General features: G+C 54.9%; 19 protein-coding genes. 5 read left to right on the top strand and 14 right to left on the bottom strand.

Annotation, left to right across the window (positions count from 1 at the left end):
• Positions 1-99: 99 nt before the first annotated feature.
• The 12 genes from recD to rppH all read right to left on the bottom strand — a co-directional run bounded on the left by recD (position 100) and on the right by rppH (position 18,370).
• The gene (gene recD / locus KE671_RS03480; RefSeq protein ID WP_206161720.1) at positions 100-1,917 is read right to left on the bottom strand and encodes an exodeoxyribonuclease V subunit alpha; all 1,818 of its coding nucleotides are present in this window, start codon (positions 1,915-1,917) and stop codon (positions 100-102) included.
• Positions 1,914-5,459 carry an exodeoxyribonuclease V subunit beta gene (gene recB, locus KE671_RS03475; protein ID WP_206161719.1) on the bottom strand — a complete coding sequence of 1,182 codons (3,546 nt, stop codon included), beginning with the start codon at positions 5,457-5,459 and terminating at the stop codon, positions 1,914-1,916. The genes recD and recB overlap by 4 nt, the downstream gene beginning before the upstream one ends.
• Complete coding sequence (gene ptrA / locus KE671_RS03470; protein WP_206161718.1) at positions 5,452-8,340, bottom strand: pitrilysin; 2,889 nt, start codon at positions 8,338-8,340, stop codon at positions 5,452-5,454. The genes recB and ptrA overlap by 8 nt, the downstream gene beginning before the upstream one ends.
• Positions 8,341-8,450: 110 nt before the next feature.
• Positions 8,451-11,822, bottom strand: a complete 3,372-nt coding sequence (gene recC / locus KE671_RS03465; RefSeq protein WP_206161717.1) for an exodeoxyribonuclease V subunit gamma — start codon at positions 11,820-11,822, stop codon at positions 8,451-8,453.
• A 15-nt stretch (positions 11,823-11,837) separates the two neighbouring features.
• Positions 11,838-12,158 (bottom strand): prepilin-type N-terminal cleavage/methylation domain-containing protein, encoded by a 321-nt coding sequence (locus KE671_RS03460; protein WP_206161716.1) that lies wholly within the window; start codon positions 12,156-12,158, stop codon positions 11,838-11,840.
• Entirely contained in the window at positions 12,143-12,550 is a 408-nt protein-coding gene (locus tag KE671_RS03455; RefSeq protein ID WP_206161715.1) for a DUF2509 family protein, read from the bottom strand. The genes KE671_RS03460 and KE671_RS03455 overlap by 16 nt, the downstream gene beginning before the upstream one ends.
• Positions 12,547-13,110 carry a prepilin peptidase-dependent protein gene (locus tag KE671_RS03450; protein WP_206161917.1) on the bottom strand — a complete coding sequence of 188 codons (564 nt, stop codon included), beginning with the start codon at positions 13,108-13,110 and terminating at the stop codon, positions 12,547-12,549. Before KE671_RS03450 ends, KE671_RS03455 begins: the two co-directional genes overlap by 4 nt.
• Complete coding sequence (locus KE671_RS03445) at positions 13,101-13,571, bottom strand: prepilin peptidase-dependent protein (protein ID WP_206161714.1); 471 nt, start codon at positions 13,569-13,571, stop codon at positions 13,101-13,103. Before KE671_RS03445 ends, KE671_RS03450 begins: the two co-directional genes overlap by 10 nt.
• A 184-nt stretch (positions 13,572-13,755) precedes the next feature.
• Positions 13,756-14,550, bottom strand: coding sequence for a thymidylate synthase (thyA, locus tag KE671_RS03440; RefSeq protein ID WP_206161713.1), 795 nt, complete (start codon positions 14,548-14,550; stop codon positions 13,756-13,758).
• A 6-nt stretch (positions 14,551-14,556) separates the two neighbouring features.
• Positions 14,557-15,432, bottom strand: coding sequence for a prolipoprotein diacylglyceryl transferase (gene lgt, locus KE671_RS03435; protein ID WP_206161712.1), 876 nt, complete (start codon positions 15,430-15,432; stop codon positions 14,557-14,559).
• 148 nt (positions 15,433-15,580) lie between these two features.
• On the bottom strand, positions 15,581-17,827 hold the full coding sequence (gene ptsP / locus KE671_RS03430; protein ID WP_206161711.1) for a phosphoenolpyruvate--protein phosphotransferase: 2,247 nt from the start codon (positions 17,825-17,827) through the stop codon (positions 15,581-15,583).
• A gap of 12 nt (positions 17,828-17,839) precedes the next feature.
• On the bottom strand, positions 17,840-18,370 hold the full coding sequence (rppH, locus tag KE671_RS03425) for an RNA pyrophosphohydrolase (protein WP_195296667.1): 531 nt from the start codon (positions 18,368-18,370) through the stop codon (positions 17,840-17,842).
• A 683-nt stretch (positions 18,371-19,053) separates the two neighbouring features.
• Between rppH and mutH the strand changes: the two genes are divergently transcribed.
• From mutH to KE671_RS03405, 4 genes are all read left to right on the top strand, one after another.
• Positions 19,054-19,749 (top strand): DNA mismatch repair endonuclease MutH, encoded by a 696-nt coding sequence (gene mutH / locus KE671_RS03420; RefSeq protein ID WP_206161710.1) that lies wholly within the window; start codon positions 19,054-19,056, stop codon positions 19,747-19,749.
• A gap of 63 nt (positions 19,750-19,812) precedes the next feature.
• Entirely contained in the window at positions 19,813-20,526 is a 714-nt protein-coding gene (locus tag KE671_RS03415) for a TerC family protein (protein WP_206161709.1), read from the top strand.
• A gap of 137 nt (positions 20,527-20,663) precedes the next feature.
• The gene (gene ygdR, locus KE671_RS03410) at positions 20,664-20,882 is read left to right on the top strand and encodes a lipoprotein YgdR (RefSeq protein WP_000758655.1); all 219 of its coding nucleotides are present in this window, start codon (positions 20,664-20,666) and stop codon (positions 20,880-20,882) included.
• Between the two features lie 107 nt (positions 20,883-20,989).
• Entirely contained in the window at positions 20,990-22,030 is a 1,041-nt protein-coding gene (locus KE671_RS03405) for an NADP(H)-dependent aldo-keto reductase (protein WP_206161708.1), read from the top strand.
• A 33-nt stretch (positions 22,031-22,063) separates the two neighbouring features.
• Here KE671_RS03405 and lplT read toward each other — a convergent pair whose 3' ends face one another.
• The gene (gene lplT / locus KE671_RS03400) at positions 22,064-23,260 is read right to left on the bottom strand and encodes a lysophospholipid transporter LplT (RefSeq protein WP_206161707.1); all 1,197 of its coding nucleotides are present in this window, start codon (positions 23,258-23,260) and stop codon (positions 22,064-22,066) included.
• Positions 23,253-25,412, bottom strand: a complete 2,160-nt coding sequence (gene aas, locus KE671_RS03395) for a bifunctional acyl-ACP--phospholipid O-acyltransferase/long-chain-fatty-acid--ACP ligase (RefSeq protein ID WP_206161706.1) — start codon at positions 25,410-25,412, stop codon at positions 23,253-23,255. The genes lplT and aas overlap by 8 nt, the downstream gene beginning before the upstream one ends.
• Before the next feature lie 181 nt (positions 25,413-25,593).
• Between aas and KE671_RS22770 the strand changes: the two genes are divergently transcribed.
• Positions 25,594-25,860, top strand: a complete 267-nt coding sequence (locus tag KE671_RS22770; RefSeq protein ID WP_241029729.1) for a hypothetical protein — start codon at positions 25,594-25,596, stop codon at positions 25,858-25,860.
• Positions 25,861-25,974: the final 114 nt, after the last annotated feature.

Raw genomic sequence — 25,974 nt, 5'->3', positions numbered from 1 at the left:
GGTTATCAAATGGCCGGATAGCGGCGTAAACGCCTTATCCGGACTACAAACACGCTCTCAACGTAGGCCGGATAAGCGTAGGCGCCATCCGGCAACATATCATTTAAACAACGTCGACAGCCCGCTACGTCTTTCGGTTCGGGTGGCAATCGCACTGCCAAGAATGCGTTCATCGGCATATAACGACAGACGGCGACGAGCGCGGGTGACGGCGGTATATACCAGTTCCCGTGTCACCACCGGCGTGCGTTGCGTGGGTAACACCAGCGCGGCATGATCGAACTCCGAACCCTGTGATTTGTGCACCGTCATCGCCCAAGTGGTTTCATGCTCCGGCAGACGGCTGGGTTGCACAGATTTAATGCTGCCATCCGGCATCGCAAACCAGACCCTTAATCCTTGCCCACGATCGAGCGCCACACCGATATCGCCGTTAAACAATCCCAATGCGCTGTCGTTGCGGGCAATCATCACTGGCCGCCCTTCGTACCAGCGGGAATGTGGCTGGCGATGAATTTTGCGCTTTTGCTGCATCGCCAGTTCGATGCGTTCATTCAGTCCGCTCACGCCAAACGGACCTTCGCGCAGCGCGCACAGCAGTTGAAACTCATTGAATGCCTGAATGATTAACGCAGGCTCCGCACGCGCCTGAAGCCGTTGCAGATAGTGTCCGTAACCTGTCAACGCGTCTTCAAGCATGGTGGTGTAATCTTCACTACTTTCCAGCGTTCGTTTATCAATATCACTGAAACCCTGCTGGAAAATACCGTTTATCGCCGCCTTATCGCCACGGTTGATCGCCGCAGCCAGTTGTCCGATGCCGGAATCACTGCCAAAACGGTAGCTCTTTTGCAACAGACAGAGACTGTCCCGCAGCGTAGCAGCCTCTTCACCCGCACCTGCCGGAACGGGCATCCCCGTCAAACGAGCCAGTTGCTGCGCCCGTTCAGGGGTATAGCCTGCATTCACCCAGGCACAAATATCGCCAAGCACCGCCCCCGCCTCAACCGAGGCAAGCTGATCGCGATCGCCGAGGAAAATGACGCGCCCATGCGCCGGCAACGCATCGATTAAACGCGCCATCATCGGCAGGTCTATCATTGACGCCTCATCCACTACCAGCACATCCAGATGTAGCGGGTTGCCCGCGTGATGGCGTAAACGCTGACTGCCTGGTTGCGCGCCCAGCAACCGGTGCAGAGTACTGGCATCATCCGGGATGCGTTTCTTTTGTTGATCCGTCAGCGGTAACTGGCGTAGCGCCTTGCCTAATGACTCCGTCAGACGCGCCGCGGCTTTGCCCGTCGGTGCCGCCAGGCGAATTCGGCAATGCTCGCCTTCCGCCATCTGGATCAGCGCCGCGAGCAGTCTCGCCACGGTCGTCGTTTTTCCCGTCCCCGGCCCGCCGGAAATCACCGAAATACGCCGGGTCAGCGCCACTGCCGCAGCCACTTTTTGCCAGTTGATTTCGTTTGTCGTCGGAAACAGCGCTTCCAGCGTTTGCGTCAGCAAGGCTTCATCCACCTCAATGGGCCGGTTCACCTCACTAAAGAAACGGGCAACGGTACGTTCGTTACACCACATTCGGTTCAGATACAGCCGATCGCCGTAGAGGACCATCGGTGATGGCCGCTCTCCACGACTGACGGCGTCCGAGGCGAGCAGGCATTCCGTCCAGTCCGCCGGTTCGCCTGCCTCACGTAAACAAGCCGCCAACAGCGGCGGCAGATCGGCATCGCTCGCCAGTCGTGCGAGCGGTAAACAGACATGCCCTTCTCCGGCATCCCGGCTGAGTAACGCCGCAGCCAGCGTCACGGCGGGTTCATGTTCGCCGGTCACCGCCAGAGCGAATTGCGCATCCAGAGGACGCAGTTGCTTCTGCTCGACGGCCTCAAGCAATCGCTTCTTTAGCGTCATGATGCCTCCTCCAGCGCCACACCGGCAAACATCTCGTCCATCCGGGCAATCAATTCACCCGCCGGACGAGTGGTGTAAATCCCCTGCTGTGGTTGTTCGTTGTCCACACCGCGCAGGAACAGATAAATCACACCGCCAAAATGGCGCTCGTAGTCGTAATCTGCGATGCGATGGCGTAAATACCGGTGCAGCGCAAGGGTATAGAGTTGATACTGCAAATCGTAGCGATGTGCCTGCATAGCTGCCGCCATTGCCTCAGGGGTATAAGCCGAGCTGTTTTCACCCAGCCAGTTCGATTTGTAATCCAGCAGGTAATAACGTCCGTCATGACGAAACACCAGATCGATAAAGCCCTTCAGCATCCCGCGAACCTGGGTGAACTCCAGTGACGGACACCCCGCCGAGAGCGGATCAAACTGGCGGATCAGCGCATCCAGTTCTTCCGCAATAAGCGGTTGGCTAATGGGCAGATAAAACTCCATCTCGACCTGTTTTTCACGCGCAGAAAGTTGGCTCAGGCTGACGCCAGTCTCATTAAGCGGCGCATGGAGAATCGCCGTCACCCACGCGGTGATGACCGGTTCCCAGTTGGCATCGTAGCCACCAAGCTCCAGTTTTTCCTGCACCCAGGCAGCCTCAACCGGCTGGGTAAAATCGAGATCTTCAAACAGGCTGTGTAAAAATGTCCCCGGCGACGCACCGCGTGGAAACTGGTGCGGCGTCAGTTCCGGCTCTGCAACCACCTCACCGACGCCTGCCGCATCGATGTCCAGTCGCGGCATAAGATCCTGCGCAATACCATGACCTCGCTGTTGCAGGCCGGAATAGCTGGTCACCCGCCAGTTATCGCCCGGCGTTCGTCGTACCCGTCGGGCATTCAGAGACGCCTCGCCTGCCACGGTGCCCGGCAACGGCTCCATACTGACCGCGTCCGGAATCCGGCAGGCGATGTTCTCATCACAAACTGCGTCTATCGCTGCACGTAGCCCACGAGCATCCATGGGTTCGCCTTTTTGCAGCAGACGCCCCAACGCGCTCTGATGCACATCGGTATCGCCCTTTTTATCGCCCCGACGACGAACCAGAGGGGCAACGCCCAGACTGCAGTGCCAGATTGAACGGGTTAGCGCCACGTACAGTAAACGCAAATCCTCCGCCAGCCGTTCGGCTTCAGCCAGCGCAACGCTTTCGTCCGCCTCGCTCAGATCCAGAATCGCTTCAAACGAGTTACGGTCGTGATAAAACGCCTGATCCTGAACGCGGAAATGAGTAATAAACGGCAGCCAGACCAGCGGATATTCCAGCCCTTTTGACTTGTGGATGGTAACGATCTGCACCAGATGGTTATCGCTTTCCAGACGCATCTGCTGGCTGGCGGCATTGCTGTCGGGCTCAAGAATATGCTGCGAGAGCCAGCGCACCAGCGCATGCTCGCTTTCCAGTTGCGAAGCGGCTTCCTGCAACAGCTCGCTGATGTGCAAAATATCGGTCAGGCGCCGTTCGCCTCCTGCCGTTGCCAGCAGGTTCTCCGCAATCTTGCGCGCCGACATCAGCGCACGTAACATCGGCATCACGCCGCGTTTTTGCCAGACTTGACGGTAGCCGACGAACTCTTCGACCACCCGATCCCAGGCATTTTCATTGCCGTTGAGCATGTCAATGTCGCGCGCGTTCAACCCCATCATTGAGGTCGCCAGCGCGCTACGCAGCGTAGTTTCTTTTTCCGGCGCCATCACCGCCTGTAGCACCCAGAGCATCTCCTGCGCTTCCAGCGTTTCAAACACGCTGTCGCGGTTGGAAAGATAGACGGACGGAATCGCCAGTTGTGTCAGGGCATCGCGTACCAGCGCCGCTTCCTGGCGGCTACGCACCAGCACGCTGATATCCGCCGCGCTCACCGGACGCGCATCGTGACCGCTGATAAGCATCGCCTCTCCGCGCAACCCGGCTTTCAGCCAGTCGCGGATCTGCGCGGCACACACCTGCGCCATATAGCTCTGATAATCCCCTATCCCACAGCTTTCCCCTTCCATCAGCCACATCGTCATCGCGGGTTGAGTTTCACCGTGAAATTCAAAACGCAGCGACTGATTTTTATCGGCGTATTTCACCGGCTGAAACGGGATCTCGCGGAACATAAAGGCGTCGTCCATCTGGCTGAACAACCTGTTGACGCTGTTTACCATGCCAGGGGAGGAACGCCAGTTAGTATCGAGGGTATAGTGCGCGCTGACCTCACTGCGGGCCTTCATATAGGTAAAAATATCCGCGCCGCGAAACGCATAAATCGCCTGCTTCGGGTCGCCAATCAGTAGCAGCGCGGTGTCTGGCTGATGCTGCCAGATACGACGGAAAATACGGTATTGCTGCGGATCGGTATCCTGGAACTCATCGATCATCGCAACCGGGAAGCGGGTACGGATCGCCGCCGCCAGCGCATCGCCGCTTTCACTGCGCAGTGCGCTATCCAGTCGACTGAGCATATCGTCAAACCCCAGCTCACCCCGGCGGCGTTTTTCGTTCGCCACCGTCTCACGGATCTCCGCCAGTGCGCGGGTAATCATCAGATCTCTGAGCGTTAGCGGTTCCGCCAGTAATTCATCAATCGCAACAAACAGCGGATGCTGCGGCACAACGCCGCCTTCTTTGGTTCTGTCCTCAAGGAAACGCTGAGAGAATTTCTCCAGTGCCTCTGGCAACTGGTAGCTTTGCGTTTCGGACTGCGCCCAGGCGCTGATCTTCTCGATCCATTTGCCCTGATTGCCACGGTTAAATTTACGCCGGTCGATGCCTGAGGCTTCTATCAGTCCCTCAAGTTCATCTACCGCTTCACACCACTGCTGCTTAAGCGCATTGATTCGCTGAACAATCTGTTGATGGCGGGACGCCAGCGTTTCGTCATCCGGCGGTGGCGCTTTGATGACCGGCGCTTCCCCTTGCAGGTAACGATTGATATCTGCGAGCAGCGCCTGCGGCCCTTTCCATGTTTCAAACACCACCTGGGCAATTTCCCGCGGCAAGGGGTAACAGTGTCGACGCCAGAAATCCGCACAGGCCTGATAACGCAGCAGCGATTCATCCTCGATCAACTGCTGCTCAAACAACATGCCGGATTCGAAGGCATTCAGACTCAGCATCCGCTGGCAAAAACCGTGGATGGTGAACACCGCCGCTTCATCCATCTGTCTTTCGGCGAGCAACAGCCACTGAGCCGCCTGCTTTTTATCGTCGATCTCGTCGAGCAGACGAGCATACAGAGGATTTTGGGTCGATTCGCGCAGGCAGGCGATACGCAGCTCATGAATGTTACTGCGAATTCGACCGCGTAACTCGTCGGTGGCGGCCTCGGTAAAGGTCACCACCAGCAGCTCTTCGACGGTCAGGGGACGGGGGAAAGCGGAGGAACCGCCGAGCCCGAGAAGTAAGCGCAGATAGAGCGCCGCGATAGTAAAGGTTTTGCCAGTGCCTGCAGAGGCTTCAATCAGGCGCTCGCCCGAGAGGGGCAAGCGCAGGGGATCAAGGGACTCAGCGACATCATTCATTCTGTTCTTTCACCAGGGGCAAAGTTTGCTGCAACGCGCTGACGTTATCCCACACTTTCCAGCCTTCCGGGTGCACAAAGTGCAGCTTCCCGTTTTGACCACCGGAAATCTGCGACAAGACCGCCATGCCTTGCGGCTCCACCACCGCCTGATGGAAGAAATCAGCAAGTTTTTGCGGCGTCAGCTGTTTTATCTGAGCCACAATTTTATCACGTGAATCGAAGCGCATATTACCGCGATCGAAATCTTTGCTTAATTTCGATGCTTCTTCGCCCAGCGTTTGCGGTGCCTGCAACATCTGCGCGACGATAGCCTGCTTAATCTGGGCGAACTCTTCTGGTTTCATTGCCCGCAGTTTTGCTTCCGCCGTGGGGAAAAATGCCTTGTAGCGATCCCAAAGATATGGCGGCTGTTTATCGCTACTTTGCAGCAGGAAACCCATTCCCCACTGGCGTCCGATGCTCATCGGGAAGGCAAACACCGCATATCCTAACTGCTCTTCCGTACGCAGTTGATTGTAGAACCACGGCTGAACAATCTGGCCCAACATGGCGCTGTAGGCCGCGCTGGCGTACTCGTCATAACCGCCAGGGACAAATACCGCCGCCAGTGCGGAGTCAGTGCTACTGCCCGCTTTCTCAAAAATGACCGACTGTTTCTTATCCACCAGCACATCTTTGTTGCGGCACCATTCGGAACCGTTCGCGCCCAGTTGCTTCTGGATATCTCGCGCCATCGTTGTAACCTGCGCTTCGCTCATGTTGCCAACCGCCAGAAACTCCGGACGAGCGCCCGTTTTCAACGCGTCCCGATAGGCCATCACCTCTTTCAGGGTGATCGACGGTAGCAGCGCACGCCGCTCGTCGCGAGAGAAATAAGGTACCTGAGAGATCATCTGCACCGGCATAATCGCCTGCTCGTAAGCTTTCCCTTTCTCGGCGGAATCCATCATCTGGCTATACCAGGATTTCGCCTGTTCAAGCTGCTCTTCGGTGGCGGTGTAGCTGAAATAACCTTCAAGCAACGCCTGGAAAAGTTGCGGCAGACGCTGGGTATAACCGTCGGCATTGAGCATTAAGCCATTATTAGCGTTGGTTGAGAAACCAATGCCGCCCACAGCCGCCTGGTTACTTAACTGGTCGAGCGCAATTCCCGCCAGATAGTCGTTCAGCGCAAACATGACCTGATTTCTGGCGCTGTCCATCGCCTGCGGATTACGCAGAATGACGCTCACATCCGCTTTTGGCTCGCTGGCGAAATGCTGGCTAGGGGCGTACACCACGCGCAGATTAGGTTCATTGACAATCAGCGCCGGACGGTCGTATTTCTTTTCTGGCTTAATCAAGGTGAAATCATCAGGAATGTAGGGGTTCAGTTCCGGCAGCGACAGAACTATCTTCTGCGCTTTTTTCTGCCAGTCGCTGAACGTCTGTTCGCTGATTTTATTGACCTGATAAGGAGCATCAACAAAGTAAGCGGTCTTGTTGTGCGGTTCTTTTGGGCTGATGTACCAGATTCGCGCATTTTGCGGCGTCATCATTTCCAGACGCGCCTGAATGGCTTTCGCATCATATTGATCGGCGATGTTCACCGCGTCCAGCGTATGCGCCACCGGTACGCGGATCATGGTATCCGCCAGCCATTCGACGTAGTCCATATCACGGGTGATCGACGGGTAACGGAAGTCGAGATCAAGCACATGCGACAGCTCGTCAAAGTAGCGTTTATCGACGCCCTTTTCACGTAGCAGATTGAGATAGCTGAAAATAGCCGCAACCACCTCTTCGCGATTCGCCAGGCCTTTATCGGTCAGAGTGGCTGAAATGGCTAACACTCCGCTGTTGCCATTGACCACCGGATCGGAATCCGCACGAATGCCTTCCACCAGCCCTTGTTTTTGCAGCCAGTCAGAAAGCGTACCCGGGCTACGGTTGCCAATCAGATAGGTGATCAGCTCGTCGGTTTTACTGCGAAACTGCGCGCTGTTGTTGTCGATTCGGAACTCAATGCGCAGCACTTTACGCGGCAGCGCAGGAACGTAATGGATGATAACGCCCTTCTGGGCATCGGTGACGACCGGAACGGTAATTTCCGGCTTTTCGATATTCTTGTTGGGTACCCGTCCAAAGGTCTCAGCCGCAATCGTTGCCAGTTCCGGCAACGGCTTATTGCTATAGATAACGGCTTTCATCAGGTTGGCGGAGTAATACTTGCTGTGAAAATCGCGCAACGCCTGCTGCACCGGATTACCCGGTTTGTCGCTTAAGGTTTCCAGGTTGCCGCCGGAAAAACGTGAGCCGGGGTGAGCCGGGTTGATGGTTTCTGCACTCACCTGCGCCATCCGCATCCCGTCACGGGTACGCGCCATTGTCAGTTCAGCGTTTACCGCATTGCGCTCACGCTCGGCATATTTTTTATCCAGCAACGGTTCAGCAATGGCATCGGCCAGGCGGTCAACGGCACCGGTAAGCGCGTCGTTTTCCACTTCCAGGTAAAACGCCGTGCGGTATGGCGCAGTGCTGGCATTGTGGCTGCCGCCGTGCAGTTTGAGGTATTCCGCAAGGCTATCGGCCTGTGGATACTTTTTCGATCCCATCAGACACATGTGTTCAAGATAATGCGCCAGCCCCTGATGCGCATCGGGATCTTCCAGAGACCCCACGGGCACCACCAGCGCAGAAAGCGATTTCACCGCCTGCGAGTCGGATACCAGTAATACCACCATGCCATTATCCAGACGGACGGCCTGATACTGGCGGGTATCTTTGTCGCTTTTACGGATGGTTTCCGCAATGGGTTGCCAACCAGTATCTGCCTGACTTAAGGGCGCCCAAAAGGCGACCAACAACAGTAACGCTTTGAACCAGGTGCTGCGGGGCATTCAAGAACCTCATCATTAACTTTCTTTCTGCGCAAAGACACATTGGATGCTTCTCTGAGCAGGGCAACGCATCATAAAGGAAGCATCAAAATTGCGCAATTTTTATACAATCATCGCGACTGATTAAATCTGAAAAGCGGAAGCAGGTAACGTTGTGACTGCAAAATAATGGCCTCAAAGGTTTCTGAGTCCAGCTGTCGCCACAGGCGTTGATACCAGATATCCTCGCCTTCGCCGCGCATAACCATGTTGCCTTCGTAAGCCTGCATAAACTTCGCGCGGGCTTTTTGTCGCGTATCATCGTCATCTAACATGGCATCATTCGCCGCGTCATAACAGGTTTTTATCCACGCGCCGCCGCTTTCTGGCAACACCAGCAACGGTGCGGACATCCCTTCGCGATATCCGTCAATCAGTTGCGCCAGATACCCCAATGCCTGCTCTTGATCCAGCGGTGGGAATCGCCACTCTCCGTCTTTTCGCAAAAACAGCCGGCTTTCACCTTTCCCTCCGCAGGCACAATAGACAAGGTGTTCGAGCCAAAGTTGCACGCCTTGCGAAATGCTGATTAACGAAGGCCGCCAACGCAATAAGCCATCGTCCTGTACCTGCGGCAGCCAGCCGGTCAACTGTACACCGTTGCAATACAAATTGACTTCCAGGCTTTGGCTCGGCTGACGGCAGGCCACGATCCTGTCCGCCAGCGTCTGCATTTCCTGATGCTGAGCTTCCCAGAGGATCTCACCAAAAGCGCCATACGGCAGATCTCCCGCCGCACGGAAGCGACGGAAAAGACGTTCGGCATCATCCTGTTCAACCAACGTATTCAGTAACTGCTGATTGAGTTGATAACGGGTTAGCCCTTCCAGGGTGAAGGGTTCGGTATCCGGGATCTCACTCTCTTCGGATCGGAAATTAACCTGCAAGCGCTGCTGGAAAAACGCCCTCACTGGATGCGCCCAGAAGCGTTGCAGCGCTTCCAGACTCAGCGTCTCAGGCATATCAAAGGCTAACGGCTGCACAAAATCGCTATGGACCTCGCCGCTGCGGCTTGCCGCCGGTAACCACTCGCTGGCATAGCTCTGTTGCTCACCGGGCTGGAAGTTTTGCGCATCGAACGGCACGCGGGTATGCAACCGGGCAATATGCGCTTTCACCCGTTTCTCGCTCTCATCGCTGGTCAACGCTTCGTCACCCGGCAAATAGTGGCTTTGTCCGATGTAATCGAGCAGTTCCTGAACCAGCACGGAAGGGAAACGTTCACTGTTATCCTGGATCGAGCGCCCGATATAGCTGATGTAAAGCGACTGCTGGGCAGAAATTAAGGCTTCAAGAAACAGATAGCGGTCGTCATCGCGACGACTGCGATCTCCCCGCATCGGTTTCTGACTCATCAGATCAAAGCCGAGCGGCGCAAGCTGGCGCGGATAGACACCGTCGTTCATTCCCAACAGGCAAACCACTTTGAAAGGAATAGAACGCATTGGCATGAGAGTACAGATATTTACCGGCCCCGCCAAAAAGCGCTGGCTGATCCGCTCCTGATCCAACCGCAGCGCCAGTTCATCGCGCAGTAGCGACAACGGGACCGCGTCATCATACTTAGCGTCTATTCCTTCGGCGATGATCGCCTGCCACTGTTGCTCGATCAGCGTCATGGCCGCCTCGGTTTCAGCATCAGGCAGGAAGAAATCGTTGAGCATCTCACGACACACCGGCAACCACTCTTCCAGCGGGCGTTCCTGTGCCAGGCCACAACGCCAAAGATTAAGCTGCATCAGTAACGATGCCAGATGTCCCACCAGTTCGGCGATCAGTCCGCTGGACTCATCGTAAGGCAGAACGGACTGCCATTCGCCCTGCTCACTTTCCATGGCATAGCCCAGCAGCATCCGCGTGAGACCAAATTGCCACGTATGCTGCCCCGTTGCCGGAAGTTCCAGTTCCCGCACGTTGTCGTCATCAATGCCCCAACGAATGCCCGATTCATTGACCCACAATCGCAAATAGCGCAACCCTTCTTCGCTGATATTAAAGCGCGCCGCCAGCACCGGGACATCCAGCAGCGCCAGCACATCTTCAGAAACAAAGCGGCTGTCAGGCAAAGACAACAGGCTAATGAACGCCTGCAATACCGGATGTGACTGACGCGCCCGGCGATCGGAAATGGCATAAGGCAGATAACGCTCCGCAGGGGCGCTGCCAAAGACAGCCTGAATAAATGGGCTATAGCTGTCGATATCCGCCACCATCACGATGATGTCACGCGGCGTGAGCGTTGGGTCCGCCTCCAGCATTGCCAGCAGACGATCGTGGAGGACTTCGACTTCACGCTGTGGGCTATGACAGATGTGGAAGGTGACGCTGGTATCGTTTGGATCAAGGCGTCGCTTATTGTCACTGCGGGAATACTCTTCAAGACTCACGCCCGCCACTGCGCGATTTTCCAGCTCAAGAATATCGGCCTGGATGTTATGCAACAGGTTGTCTGCCGTCACGTCGACAAACGCGTCCAGCTCCTGGCTGTTTTCCAGTTCAGAGAGCAGGTAAATATAGTCGCGTCCCAGTTTTCCCCACGAGGCCAGCATCGGGTTTCCGACATCCTGTTCGCCATCGCCGTTAAACAAACTTTCAGCCTTCTGATTGTCCCGAAACAGCGGCAAATGGCGGTCTTCAAAACTGTGTCGCCGCTGGCGTGCCAGCAGTTTCGCCAGATACGTCGGATCTTTGATATCCCCCCAGTAGTAGCGACAGGGATTGGTGAAGAGCAGATGAATATCGATATGTTTACCGAGCGCCTGAAGTGCCTGTAAGTATACAGGTGGTAACGCGGAGATCCCGCAGATAAACACACGAGAAGGGAGTCCTGACGGGCTGCGGTCAGCGTTTTCGAGGGTCTGGATAAACCGTTGATAGAGATTGGCACGATGCCAGCGCGGCTGCCCCAGCGCATCGGTATATTCCACCAACGCCTTCCACAGCGGCGCCTGCCAGCATTGCGCCTCTCCCAACCCTTCGACTTTTTGCCCTGCTTCCCACTGGATTAGCCATTCCGGTCGATAGACCAGATACTGATCGAAAAGATCCGCCGCCCGCGACGATAACTGAAACAGCTTACGTTTATCAGTATCGTCCGTCAGATAGTGGCGTAATAGCGCAAAGTCTTCATGATCCAGCAGTTGCGGAAGCAGCGTCATCAACTTCCAGCTCATGCTTTGTTTGTTGAAGGCGCTCTCTTTGGGGATCTCCGGCAGTACGCGGACGAACATGTCCCAGATAAAGCTAGCCGGGAGCGGGAATTCTATGTTGGCGGCAATGCCAAATTTCTGCGAAAGGGTCATCTGTAACCACTGCGCCATCCCGGTACTCTGCACCAGAATCATTTCTGGCTCAAAAGGATCGTCCAGCCGTTCACGCTCGACGATGAACTCCATCAATGCTTCCAGCACATCCAGACGGTTTGAGTGGTAGACCCTTAACATAGAGACTCCTGACAACTAACGGTTCGGGCAATGCAGACGCGTCATTTTTCCCTGCCTGCCCAGTGGAGAAGATAGCGTAACGCTGATGCTGACACATCCCGCCTGCGTTGTCTGCATCCGCTTGACCTGCCAGTTAAGCGGTGGCGAAAACAAACGCAGTTGCGTCTGCTGCCAGCCCTGCCGCCAGAGTTGAAGAGACTGGTCTCTGGTGAAAAAACTGTTCATCAGCGCCCGCTTATATCCGGTCAGCGCCGTCACCACCATCACCATGAGAACCATTGCCAGTATCACTTCCGGCAAGCTAAACCCGCGCTGACGGTTCAGGGGATCTGGCATAACGTAACCTCCCGTAGCGGACAGAAGTCGCTCCAGCCATGAGGAGAAAAAACGACGCTTTCCTCCTGCTGTTCACCTGCGCGCCATAGAGACATTCCCTGATAGCTGGCAACAAGCAAAGCGCGGCGATTAGCGAGTCTGCGCAAGCAGACGGGGACATTGGCTTCCCCGTAATACCGACACGGTTTATCTGAGCTTATCGACCATGGCTGCATCCTGCCCCACTCCATAGCGGACTGCACGACAGCCTGACGCTGTAGAGCCTGACTTTCTATCGCCACCCGCCAGGCAAAACGGCTCTGCTGCTGATTAACGCCTTGTAACAGTAAACTGCCAAGGACCAGCAACAGCAGAACCAGCGCCAGAGAGGAGACACCCCGCTCGCGATTCATAAATTAAAACCAGTAACGCTGTAGCGTGCATCAGCTACAGTTTGCGGGTCCACCCGGCTAATACCGCGCAGATGTAAGGTCAGTTCGGGCGCAAAGCCCACGATATCCTGGCGCGTGACCTCAAATGCCGTAATCTGCACAACGTCAGGATCGGTCATTTTATCCCATCCTTTTCCGTTACACGTTTTCGCGCCGCGCTGCGTCTCCAGCACGTTGTCACTCAGGCGAAACCCGGTTTGTTCTGCCTCCTTCACCGGCTCGTTTTCAAAGACGCCATTTGCATTGGCGTCCCACTGAACGATGACACACCGGCCCGCGTCGGTAATACTTACCCCTTCGCCGCTACAGTTACCGTGACAATACCCTGCGCGTTGAAGGTGCTTCGCGACGGTGTACACCCGCTGCCACACATCATCTTCCAGCGCGAGTTTGCGAGTCTGCTGCAAAATATCGCGCTGTAACGCTGGCAAAAAACGGGCGGCTCCCAGCAAAAGTACACTGCTGATCGCCATTGCAATCAGCACCTCAAGCAGAGAAAAACCACGTTCTCTTACTGGCAGCCCTGGGTATCGTCGCGCTCGCACAGGCGGATGCGTCCCCAGGGCGAAACCACCACCCGCCACTCGCCTGTCGCATTTTTCAGGCGAACGTTCCCCGGCCACGCGGTATTGCGTTGACCATAAAACGCCAGCGAGGCGGTGATTCCGACAAGGTCGACATCGCGCCAGAGCGGCACAAAAACGAACGCAGAGTGCGGCGTACAAGTAGTTTGTGAGGCTGTCGAACTGACAAGGCACCATGACGCGTCCTCCCTGATGGCGGTAATGATGTGATCGCGGTTATGCCAGTTGGCGTCCTCCCGTAGTTGCAGCAAGAAATCGCGCAGCTGACAGGCGGTCTGCCAGAGATGTTGCTGTTGCTGCCACTGCTGCCAGCCGTAGAGTCCTGTGGCACTCAGGCTAATAATAATGAGCATCGCGATCAGCGTTTCGATGAGCGTATAGCCCTGTTGTGTTTTCATGGCGGCAGTATGGCGCGTCAGGAGATTAAAACGAGGCGAGAATTCAGCTTTTTCGGCGCATTACGAGGAAAACGTCCCCTGTTGCAGCGAATTGCAACATTTCAGGAACCCGCACCGAAAAACGAAAATTAGGGTAAAAAAAACCGACGCGCTAAGGCGTCGGCTATGACAGGATAAACCCGGTTCAGATAGCAACCGGCGCTTTTATCCCGGGATGCGGGTCGTAACCCTCGATTTCAAAATCATCGAAGCGGTAGTCGAAGAGGGAATCGGGTTTACGTTTAATCACCAGTTTCGGCAGCGCGCGCGGTTCGCGAGTCAGTTGCAGATGCGTCTGCTCCATGTGGTTGCTGTACAGATGCGTGTCACCACCGGTCCAGACGAAATCGCCGACCTCCAGATCGCACTGCTGCGCCATCATATGCACCAGCAACGCATAGCTGGCGATGTTAAACGGCAGGCCGAGGAACACGTCGCAGGAGCGCTGATACAGCTGACAAGAAAGTTTGCCATCCGCAACATAGAACTGGAAGAACGCATGGCACGGCGCCAGCGCCATTTTGTCCAGTTCGCCAACGTTCCACGCCGAAACGATAATACGGCGCGAATCGGGATCATTTTTCAACTGGTTCAGTACCGTCGCGATCTGGTCAATGTGGCGACCGTCCGGCGTCGGCCAGGCGCGCCACTGTTTGCCATACACCGGACCCAGGTCGCCGTTTTCATCCGCCCATTCGTCCCAGATGGTGACGTTATTGTCGTGCAGATAGGCCACGTTGGTGTCACCTTGCAGGAACCACAGCAGCTCGTGGATGATGGAGCGCAAGTGGCAACGTTTTGTCGTCACCAGCGGGAATCCTTCCTGCAGGTTAAAACGCATCTGATGACCAAAAATGGAAAGCGTTCCGGTTCCGGTACGGTCGTTTTTCTGTGTGCCTTCATCCAGCACTTTTTGCATCAGTTCTAAATACTGTTTCATGGTTCCTCAGGAAACGTGTTGCAGTGGGCGACGACGATAGGCCCAAACCATCATGATCACACCAGCGACAATCATCGGAATCGAGAGGATCTGTCCCATGCTGATGTACTGTACCCATTCACCGGTGAACTGCTGATCCGGCTGACGGAAGAATTCAACAATGATACGAAACGTACCGTAGCCAATCAAAAACAGTCCGGAGACTGACCCCATTGGACGCGGTTTACGAATAAACAGGTTAAGAATGATAAACAGCACTACGCCTTCCAGCGCCATCTCATAAAGCTGAGACGCGTGGCGCGGTAGGGAGCCGTAGGTATCAAAAATAGATTGCCATTGCGGGTTGGTTTGCAGCAACAGAATATCTTCAGTGCGTGACCCGGGAAACAGCATAGAATATGAGAAATTCGGGTCGACACGGCCCCACAGTTCGCCATTGATAAAGTTACCCAGACGCCCGGCACCCAGACCAAAGGGAATCAGGGGGGCAATGAAATCAGAGACCTGGAAGAAACTACGCTTCGTGCGTTTGGCGAAAATAATCATCACCAGAATCACACCAATCAGGCCACCGTGGAAGGACATGCCCCCATCCCAGACGCGGAACAGGTACAGCGGATTATCCAGAAACAGCGGAAAGTTATAGAACAGCACGTAGCCAATACGCCCGCCGAGGAAGACCCCGAGGAAACCTGCATAGAGTAAGTTTTCGACTTCATTCTTAGTCCAGCCACTGCCAGGGCGACTGGCACGGCGCGTCGCCAGCCACATCGCGAAAATGAAGCCCACCAGATACATTAAGCCGTACCAACGAAGTGCAACGGGCCCAATTGAGAAAATGACCGGATCGAATTCCGGAAAATGCAGATAGCTACTGGTCATCTGTCACCACAAGTTCTTGTTATTCCGCTGAAAAGACTCAGCGAGCGATATGCGCACCCACTGCTTACAGGCGCTCCAAAGGAGCGAATGATAGCATAAGGGGGTTAACGAGGCTGCGGAGAAGATGTAAAAGATCTGTATAGCGCTTTTACATCCCCCCACGGATCAGACCGCCCATCCCACGCCGCTCCATAAACGCCGCCACCTGATGACGCACTTCCGTTGCCAGTTGCGCCTCAAGGCTACGCTGAGCAAGCGTTTTGGCCTCTTCGTAATCAATGCGGCGCAGCAGGTATTTCACGCGCGCCACGGAGCGACCGTTCATTGAGAGATGGCGAAAACCCAGCCCAATCAGGATGGTCACGCACATCGGATCGCCCGCCATTTCGCCACATACGCGCAGATCAATATCACTGCGCTCGGCTTCCTGTGCAATCAATGACAGCGCACGTAACATCCCCGGATGCAGACTGTCGTAGATGCTGGCGACGCGCGTGTTGTTGCGATCCACCGCCAGCACATACTGGGTCAGATCGTTAGTCCCGACGGAAATAAAATCGACGCGGCTCGCCAGATTCGGCAGCATAAAGACCATTGACGGCACTTCCAGCATGATGCCGATACGCGGTTTCGGGATCGCGTACCCAATCATCTCTTCCACTTCGCGGCCCGCACGTTCAATCAGGCGGCGCGCTTCATCCACCTCATCGATACTGGTTACCATCGGCAGCAGAATACTCAGGTTACCCGTCGCCGCATTGGCACGCAGCATGGCGCGGACCTGGACAAGGAAGATCTCCGGCTGATCGAGCGTAATGCGGATCCCTCGCCAGCCCAGGCAGGGATTCTCCTCACTGATTGGCATGTATGGCAACTGTTTGTCCGCGCCAACGTCCAGCGTTCGCAGCGTCACCGGCTTGTCGTTAAACATCTGCAACATGCCCTGATACTGCGCCACCTGCTCCTCTTCAGAAGGAAAACCGCTTTGCAGCATGAAGGGAATTTCGGTGCGATACAGGCCTATGCCGTCAATACGACTGCCCAGTTTTTCTTCATGTTCAGGGCTAAGCCCCGCGTTCAGCATCACTTTGACCCGCTCACCGCTTTTCAGCTGTGCGGGTAAATTGACGTCATCTTCCGCCAGACGGCTGAGTTCATTCTCTTCGCTGATTAACCGCTGATATTCCTGGATTAATACTGGTTCAGGATCGACCAGCAGCTCACCACGATAGCCATCCACCACCAGCGTGCGACGGTGTAACACCGAGGGTTGAATATCAGCGCCCATTACGGTGGGAATACCCAACGCACGCACCATGATCGCAGCATGGGAGTTGGCCGCCCCGTCGCGAACCACAACGCCCGCCAGTCGGTCCTGCGGCAGTTCCGCGAGTGTTGTGGCGGAGAGTTCGTCAGCTACCAGTACGAAACGTTCTGGCCAGGCATTTGGCCCTTGAATGGAATCATCGAGATGGAACAGTAAGCGTTGGCCCAGCGCACGCAGGTCGCCTGCCCGTTCTTTAAGATAGTTGTCGCTCAGCGCGGCAAACTGCTCGGCAAACTTTTCGATGATCGTTTTGACCGCCCACTCCGCCACCGAGCCGTTATCGACTTCGGTAAACAGCTCGCGTCGCAGGCGAGCATCGGAGAGCAGGTGCGAATAGAGATCGAATATCGCGGCGGTCTCTTTCTGTGCGCCAGCGGCAAATCGCTTGCTGTAACGGCGAAACTCATTTGCCGCTTCTTCCAGCGCGCCGGTCAGGCGCTCACGTTCCAGAGCGGGATCCAGCGTCGAGGCCTGATACACCTGCTCCATCAACGGTAGCGTCGCATCCTGCCAGCCTTCCGCAATGGCCACGCCCGGCGCCGCCGGCAGCGCCCGAATACGCGTCTGGCGATACTGGCCAAACAGGGCGGTAAGCTGAGATTGTGACAGGATCGCCGCCATCTGCGTGGCGAGCGTCACCAGGAAAGATTCTTCACTTTCATCGTACTGGCGCAGTTCGCGCTGTTGTACAACAAGAACGCCCAGCAGTTGACGACGCTGAATGATCGGCACACCGAGGAAAGCACGGAAGCGCTCTTCCTTTACCGAGGGGATGTATTTAAAACTGGGATGTTTTTGCGCATCCGCGAGGTTGATAGGTTCCGCCAGCCTGCCAACCAGGCCGACGATACCTTCATCAAACGCGAGTGCGACAGTTCGACCGCGCGGTTTTTTAAGTCCTCGCGTCGCCATAAGGTAATAACAACGCCGGTCATGATCGGCCAGGTAAACCGAGCAGACCTCCGTATCCATCGCAAGACAGATGTCAGTGACCAGAATATTCAGCGCTTCATTCAGACGCGGAGCACTGGCCACCTTTTCGACTATTTCGCGCAGGCGGGTGAGCATAATTTGCGTGGCTTAACCTCTTTTACGTCGATAAGCAGGTGTACTTTGCGGCTTCGGCGTCGCTTCCTGAAGCGCCATCACAACACTTGCGAACTCTTTCATCACCCTGCGGTAGACATCGCGTTTAAATGAAACCACTTGCCGGACCGGGTACCAGTAACTTACCCATCGCCAGCCGTCAAACTCAGGAGTGCTGCTGGTTTGCATATTGATTTCCGCGTCCCCGCTCATCAACTGCAAAAGAAACCACTTTTGTTTCTGGCCGATACACACCGGCTTTGTATCCCAACGCACCAAACGTTTCGGTAACTTGTAACGCAACCAGTTGCGAGTAGAGGCAAGGATTCGCACATCTTTACGGCTTAACCCTACTTCTTCAAACAGTTCCCGGTACATCGCCTGTTCTGCTGATTCTCCTGGATTTATCCCACCCTGTGGGAACTGCCAGGAGTGCTGACCAAACCGTCGGGCCCACATCACTTGCCCCTGACGATTACAAATTACGATACCTACATTTGGGCGGTAGCCATCGTCATCAATCACCGGACTACCTCAACATAAACCTTATATGAGAATGATTGTTTCACACTCCTGACAGACGGTAAACCACTGAGTTAAGGCGGTGTGCATCTAATAACAATTGAATAACTCACAGTTAAAGACAAAGTTATAAACAGACACTCACCCATTTGGGCGATTTTATTCACCTTTTCTGTGGATAGAGTTGTGAAGAAGTACGGAATTACTCCGGGAAAACCCGGAACAGTCCGAATAAACAGCCGGGAGGGTAAAAAAAATATTTTCTGTTATTCATGAAGTTACTGACTAACTTTAGTTGTTAGCAGCCAAAAGAGTGATAACCATCACACTGACGATCTTCAGGCTGATGAAAGATCGAGCAGCGCTGACTTTATCCACAGATTATGCCAATAAGTTAAACACAAATTGGGTGAAAATTCGATTTTGTCGCACGTCAAGGCTGTAAATGGAAACAGTAGTCGGGGTTTTTCACAGTTATCCCATCTTTCTGTGGATAACATGGTGTAAGATCCTGTTTAAATTCAGTGACCAGAAATGGAAAACCCATGCTTCGGTTGCGCAACATGTGATGTCATAAACTAAAAATCAATATAAATCATGGCATTGAATATCATATATGGAAAACGATAAACTTCTTTCCCACGGTATAAAAACCTTGTTCATTTTTTCACCTAAGGTGTGACACCATGTCCGGACTCCATCCTTTACGCTTTCCACCGGAATCTGAAGCCCTTCTGCTCCAGCAGGCGCAGCAGCTTTCGGGCTATTCGCTTGGCGAACTGGCGGCGATAGCAGGTATTGTTACGCCGAAAGATCTCAAGCGGGACAAAGGCTGGATCGGCGTGTTGCTGGAACTCTGGCTGGGGGCCAGCGCCGGAAGTAAGCCTGAACAGGATTTCGCGGCATTAGGCGTCGAGTTGAAAACCATTCCTGTGGATAGCCTCGGACGACCGCTCGAAACCACGTTTGTCTGTGTCGCACCGCTGACCGGAAACAGTGGTGTGACGTGGGAAACCAGTCACGTGCGACACAAACTGAAGCGGGTATTGTGGATCCCGGTGGAAGGCGAGCGCAGCATTCCCCTTGCGCAGCGGCGGGTGGGATCGCCGGTGCTGTGGAGTCCTGATGAAGAAGAAGACCGTCAACTACGGCTCGACTGGGAAGAATTAATGGACATGATTGTGCTCGGTCAGGTTGAACGTATTACCGCCCGCCATGGCGAATTTTTACAATTGCGCCCGAAGGCCGCAAACGCCAAAGCGCTTACCGAGGCGATCGGCGCCCAGGGCGAGCCAATACTGACGTTGCCGCGTGGTTTTTATCTGAAAAAGAACTTCACACGCGCCCTGCTGGAACGCCACTTTTTGTTACAACAGCGTTAGACTTTCGCCCGGTGCCCGGGAAGCATATAATTAGCGTTTCTTTTTTTGGCAGGACTTTGTTCAATGTTATTTGCATGGATAACCGATCCTAACGCCTGGCTTGCGCTCGGTACGCTGACGCTGCTGGAGATCGTGCTTGGGATCGATAATATTATTTTCCTCTCTCTGGTGGTTGCAAAACTCCCGACTGCGCAACGTGCGCACGCCCGTCGTCTCGGTCTGGCGGCGGCAATGATCATGCGGCTGGCGCTGCTGGCCTCCATCGCCTGGGTAACCCGGCTGACCAATCCGCTGTTCGAGGTGTTTGGTGAGTCCATCTCCGCCCGTGACCTTATCCTTCTGCTTGGCGGATTGTTCCTGATCTGGAAAGCGAGTAAGGAGATCCACGAATCCATTGAAGGTGAAGAAGAAGGGATGAACATGCGCGTCACCTCCTTTCTGGGGGCCATCGTGCAGATCATGCTGCTCGACATCATCTTTAGTCTGGATTCGGTGATCACGGCGGTCGGTTTGTCCGATCATCTGTTCATTATGATGGCGGCGGTGGTGATTGCCGTTGGCGTGATGATGTTTGCAGCGCGTCCTATTGGCGAGTTTGTTGACAGACACCCGTCCGTGAAGATGCTGGCGCTGTCGTTCCTGATCCTGGTGGGCTTCACCCTGATTCTGGAAAGCTTCGACGTCCACGTGCCGAAAGGGTACATCTATTTCGCCATGTTCTTCTCGATTGCGGTCGAGAGCCTGAATTTGTTGCGAAACAAAAAGAACCCGTTGTAATTGCCCTTTTCGCTCCCTCCGGGGAGCGAATATCTCACCTTTTCTCCTCTCAGATTAAGATTTTCCTGCTTTCCCTGCCCACAACTTCAGGTTATTACTAGACTGTTATCAGACGCAGGCCACGTGAGGATAAATGGATGAAAAAATGGGCAGTGATAATTTCCGCAGTAGGACTGGCTTTTGCCGTTTCCGGCTGTAGCAGCGATTATGTCATGGCGACCAAAGATGGTCGGATGATCCTGACCGACGGGAAACCTGAGATTGATGACGATACCGGTCTGGTGAGCTACCACGACCAGCAGGGCAACGCCATGCAAATTAACCGCGACGACGTTTCTCAAATCATTGAACGTTGAGAGTTGAGGTCAGCCGCGCTGCTGGCCTTAACAATTTTTCTTCCCTTTTTCCCTTCCCTCAGCCATTTTTATAATCCTTATGTCGTGATTATAAAAAGGAAACGGCTATGCAATATCACCGTATACCCCACAGCTCACTTGAAGTTAGTACTCTGGGGCTGGGCACAATGACGTTTGGTGAACAAAATAGCGAAGCCGACGCCCATGCACAGCTCGATTATGCCGTCGCGAATGGCATTAACCTGATCGATGTGGCCGAGATGTACCCGGTCCCGCCGCGTCCGGAAACCCAGGGGCTCACCGAAACTTACGTCGGAAACTGGCTGGCCAAATATGGTAATCGTGAAAAGTTGATTATCGCCTCCAAGGTCAGCGGCCCGTCACGCAATAACGACAGCGGCATTCGCCCGAATCAGGCTCTGGATCGTAAAAACATCCGTGAAGCGCTGCACGATAGCCTGAAGCGTCTTCAGACCGATTATCTGGATCTTTACCAGGTTCATTGGCCGCAACGCCCGACTAACTGTTTCGGCAAGCTCGGCTACACCTGGACCGACTCTGCACCGGTGGTCTCGCTTTTGGATACCCTGGATGCGCTGGCGGAATTCCAGCGCGCGGGTAAAATCCGCTACATAGGCGTCTCGAATGAAACGGCCTTTGGCGTGATGCGCTATCTGCATCTGGCGGATAAACATGACCTGCCGCGCATTGTCACTATCCAGAACCCTTACAGCCTGGTCAACCGCAGCTTTGAAGTGGGGCTGGCAGAAGTCAGTCAGTACGAAGGCGTTGAACTACTGGCTTATTCTTGCCTGGGATTTGGCACGCTGACCGGCAAATACCTGAACGGCGCGAAACCTGCCGGGGCGCGCAATACGCTGTTTAGCCGCTTTACCCGCTACAGCGGCGAGCAGACGCAAAAAGCCGTGGCAGCGTATGTCGATATCGCCAGACGCCATAATCTCGATCCGGCGCAGATGGCGCTGGCCTTCGTTCGTCGTCAACCGTTTGTTGCCAGCACGCTACTTGGCGCCACTACCATGGAACAATTGAAAACCAACGTCGAGAGCTTGCATCTGACGTTAAGCGAAGCGGTGTTAGCAGAGATTGAAGCGGTGCATCAGGTTTATACCTATCCTGCACCGTAACAGAACCGCGCCGGAGGAATGCCGGCGCGCTAATTATGCCTGGCGGCGCTGCCAGATCCACAGCGCCGCTATCGCCAGCGCAAACAGACCGCCAAAACCGATACCCACGGCAACGACCGGGATCCCTATCCACACCGCCAACGAGTAGAGTCCCAGCATCAACAGCATCGCGCTGTTCTCACCGAGGTTCTGTACCGCGATCGCATTCCCCGCGCCGACACTCTTCTTACCACGCTCCTGCAATAGCGCGTTCAGCGGCACCACAAAGAAACCGCCCAATACACCGATCAGCATCAGCAGCGCATAGGCAGGCAACAAGGCGTGTTGCAGAGAAAAAATCAGCACAACGACGCCAATCAGGATCCCCGCCGGCATACAGCGTACGACGGTTTCCAGCGTCACCAGTCTGGCAGCGGCCCCGGCGCCAGCTACAATACCGATGGCGACCATGGCGTTGAGATAAGTGGGCGTCGCGTTATCAGTGATGCCTAACGCCACTGGCACCCATAGCACCAGCAGAAAACGCAGCGTCACGCCCGCGCCCCAGAACAGACTGGTGCCCACCAGCGAGAAACGCGTTTCGCCGTTGCGCCACAGTGAAACACAGGCGCAGAAGAAACTGCGCGTCATCTTCACCAGATGCCAGGACTGCCCTGGACGAGCGGCTGCCAGTTTGGGAATAGACAGGTTCGCTACCACGGCACCGGCATAGGCCAGCGTACAGGCAACCAGCGCGGCAAGAACATGCCAGTCTGCCAGCACGCCACCCGCCACCGAGCCGAGCAGGATCGCCGCAATAGTGGATGCTTCCATCAGACCGTTCGCTTTCACCAGCTTATCGCCGGTAGTCAGTTCCCCCAGAATGCCGTATTTGGCCGGTGAGTAGGCCGCCGCGCCAATCCCCACCAGCGTATAGCCGATGAATGGATTGAAGCCAAAACAGATAGTTGCCGCCCCCAGCAGTTTCAGACCGTTGGCAAACATCATCACCCGGCCTTTGGCAAAACTGTCGGCAATCTGACCCACAAACGGTGCAAACAGGATGTAAGCGCCCACAAACACCATTTGCAGGATCGGCTGGCTCCAGTCCGGATAAAACTGTTCCTTCAGCAACGCCAGCGTGGCAAACAACAGGGCGTTATCGCCAAACGCAGAGAGAAACTGCGCCGCGATAACCGACATCATCCCCTTCGACCAGACAGAAGTATTGGTATGTACTGACTCAGGCATTTTGTTTTTCCGGATCATCAACCCAGCTTTTCAGCGTCACGAAATCCGGCTTACCGCTGCCGAGTAACGGGAGTTGTTTCAGGTAACGGATATCGCGCGGCACCGCCAGTTCCGGCACGCCGTGCGTACGGGCATATTGCTGTAATACGTCACGCGTGAGCTCACTATCAGTAGTAAAGAGCACCAGCGCTTCGCCTTTGCTGGCATCGCTCTTGATCGCCGTCGCGTGCATTTTTTCCGGCGACACGCCGAGCGCCAGTTGCTCAACCATCTCCAGGGAGACCATTTCACCGGCAATTTTCGCAAAGCGCTTGGCGCGTCCCTGTATTTGCACGAATCCCTGCTCATCAAAACGCACGATATCGCCAGTGTCATACCAGCCACGCTCCAGCTCGCCGCTGGCATTCTCCGCCGCAGGGACTTCCAGTACCCCCGGTTTTTCCACTCGCAGATAACCGTTCATGATATTTGGCCCTTTCAACTGCAAACGCCCCCCTTCTTCAATACCCGGGATCGCCAGCAGACGCGCGTCCATGCCGGGCAGGATCCGCCCAACGGTTCCAGGCTTTGCCGCCATCGGGACGTTAATCGATACCACTGGCGCACATTCCGTCACGCCATAACCTTCGAGAATGCGCAGGCCAAACTTATCCTGCCAGAGCTGTTTTGTGCTCTCCTGTAGTTTCTCCGCTCCCGCCACCACATAGCGCAGACGATAGAAATCATACGGATTGGCAAAACGCGCATAGTTACCGAGGAACGTGGAGGTGCCAAACAGCACCGTGCAGTTTCGGTCGTAAACCAGTTCCGGCACAATGCGATAATGCAACGGGCTTGGATAGAGGAACACGTCAGCGCCAGTGAGCAACGGCGTAAACAGCCCCACCGTCAGACCGAACGAGTGAAACAGCGGCAGCGCCGACATAAAACGGTCATTGGCAGTAAAGTCAGCAATGGTTTTAATCTGCTCAACGTTAGCCAGCAGGCTCTTGTGGCTATGCACCACCCCCTTAGGATGACCTTCAGAACCCGAAGTAAAGAGGATCACCGCCGCCTCTTCCGGCTGCTGTTTGACCTGCGCCCGATGCGGCATCAGCAGATGCGCAAAGATCCACAGCTTGTCTGCAGTGGTCACATCGGCTTTGAGATCTTCCAGATAGACCCAGCGAACCTGCGTCAGTTGCTCCGGCAGGTGCCAGAGTTTGCCTTTATCCAGGAACTGGCGAGAGGTAAAAATGGTTTTGATTTCCGCGGCGGTGATAGCGCTGGTCAGCCCGTTGACACCCGCCGTGTAGTTCATCATTGCCGGGATACGACGACGAGACACCGCGCCGAAAATCACCGCCGCGCTGATCGCGGCATTGGGTAGCATCAGGCCGATTTTTTCGCCTTCTGCGCTGTATTTTTCCAGAATACGTCCGACAAACAGCGTTTTAGTTAGCAGTTGTCGATAGCTGTCCGGTTTGAAGTTGATGTCTTCGATGCAGTGCTTGCCCGCACCATAGCGGTACATCGCTGCCAGCAGCGATTCATACAGCGTTTCGCGCGGACGCACCGCCATCCGTGCTTCCATCATTTTCTGATGCAGCATTTCACCGGCGATTTTACGACGTTCGCGTGCGCGAGGGGCATCGGGCATGGGCAAATGAGTTGGTGGTAAAATATGCAGATGGATCTGCGGGAAGAAGCGGCGTTTCACCAGCCCTTTCAGGCGACTGAAATGGGTGAGCTCCGCCCCTTCGATCCGCACCGGCACCAGCGTCGCACCGGATTTCGCGGCGACAAATCCAGCGCCGTCGTAGATTTTCATCAACGAGCCGCTCACCGAAATGCGCCCTTCCGGGAAAATGACCACCGGACGGCCCTGCTCGATCAGTCGAACCAGATGTTTAATCGCCATCGGTTTCGTCGGATCAAGCGGTACAAAATCGATCAGCGAGGTTAACCAGCGCATGTACCACTGCTGGCTAATCGAGGTGTAGACCGCAAACACTGGACGTACCGGTAGAAACAGCGCCAGCAGAATGCCGTCGATAAACGAGACATGGTTGGGGGTGATTAAGACGCGCTCTCCCTGCAACGCCTGCATATCCCCCGTCACGCGTACCCGATAGAGCACACGACACAGGTTACGGAAAAAGCCAAATAACATTTCAACTCCCTTTGCGCACGATTCGGTAAAATAATGGTGGCAGATTACACGAACAAGGCAACGGGAGCGACAGTAAACTCGGGGCGAAAAAAAACCTGCGCATCCGCGCAGGTTGGTGCAAGAGACAGGGTACGAAGAGCGTACCGAATAATCTCACCAATCAATACCTCTGGGATCTTGATTGTGGTCGGTGCATGACCGCTTCGCCAGCGAGAAAACGCAAAGGAATGATGGGAAATGCAACCAGTTGTGTAAATTATCGCTTACTGTTACAGATTGCGGTACTAGCAAAAAAAAACCTGCGCAACTGGCGCAGGCTGGTGTAATTCGTGTGCTCAACCCGAAAGTTGACTTCACCTATCAATACCTCTGGGATCTCAACTTTATCAAGCTGTTGGGAAGCGTCGCCAGCGAACAATCGCAACAGCCCTTCGCAAAGTGTAACTAATGGTTTGCATCGTTCGATTTTTGGCTTAATTTCGAGGATTTTGCTCACATTTGCCGCGTCACAACAGGCAATCTGCTTGAACCAGCAGCCGTTTTCCGTAACACTGACAGAATG

It is taken from the genome of Citrobacter amalonaticus, from assembly GCF_018252635.1.
Classification (GTDB): Bacteria; Pseudomonadota; Gammaproteobacteria; order Enterobacterales; family Enterobacteriaceae; genus Citrobacter_A; species Citrobacter_A amalonaticus_E.
This window is presented reverse-complemented; position numbering and strand designations above follow the sequence as displayed.